The sequence below is a fragment of the Haloarcula sp. H-GB5 genome (assembly GCF_054850705.1).
Map to the genome: position 1 here is coordinate 1 of NZ_JBTWBG010000030.1, position 872 is coordinate 872.

Here is an 872-nt window from a genome sequence, read left to right on the forward strand (position 1 = left end):
TACCTTCCTTCATTCTGATAGACACTTCCGCCGGTCTCCGTATTTAAGCCGCGGGGTCGTTTTGTGCCGCGCCTGCCAGCTGGGCGCGCCGGTTGGCGCGCTCGGTGCTTTCCATGTCCTCTGAGGCGCGACACTCTTGGTCAGCGGCGGCTGTCGGCGATGCACAGCAGGCTGAGTACATCGGGTTCCTTCACCGGGAACCGTTCGTAATCGATGCTTACCGGCTTGGATTTGCTGTCGGCGTTCGCGAGGACTACACCTACCAGTCCTCGCTACGGAACGTCGACGTCCCGATTGAGATTCTAGACAACGACTTTCGGAATCCTGACTTGGACCGGTACATTGAGCGCTTCGAGCAGTACGAGCCGTCCGTCGGGATGCTCGGCGACGCATACGACCGGCAAGAAGCGCGCCGGTACAACCAAGCCGCACGGGAGCTGAAACGGAAGTTTCCGGGGACAGAGGTCATTATCGTCCCGAAGTGCCGCGACGCAATCGACGTGATCGACGAGGACATTGTCTTGGGCTATCCGATGGGCTACTCCGACCAGACCGCCGACGAGTACACGGATATTGTGGACTGGCGGGGACGGCGAGTGCATCTGCTGGGGGCAAGCCCGACGAAGCAGTATCCAGTGATCGAGGAGCTAACACAGCCGCGTGTGACCGGTGAAGAACCAGCCGATATCGTTGGCGTCGACTGGAATGGGGTTCACCTTGCGGCGCTTCACGGCGAGTATTTTTCGCCACACGGCTACGGGAGTGCGGACCACCTCTCGATACGGGAGACGGTTCGAGAGAGCCTGCGACACATCCGGTCATACTGGAAATCGCGGGGGGTGTGGCCGACTACGGAGAAAGACCGGAGCCCG

Annotated in this window: 1 protein-coding gene; it reads left to right on the forward strand. The window is 60.6% G+C overall.

Features of this window, described 5'->3' with window-relative positions:
- Nucleotides 1-113: 113 nt before the first annotated feature.
- Nucleotides 114-872: DUF6610 family protein (locus tag ACYJ11_RS21375; RefSeq protein WP_461649397.1), on the forward strand; the 759-nt coding region annotated here is incomplete at its 3' end.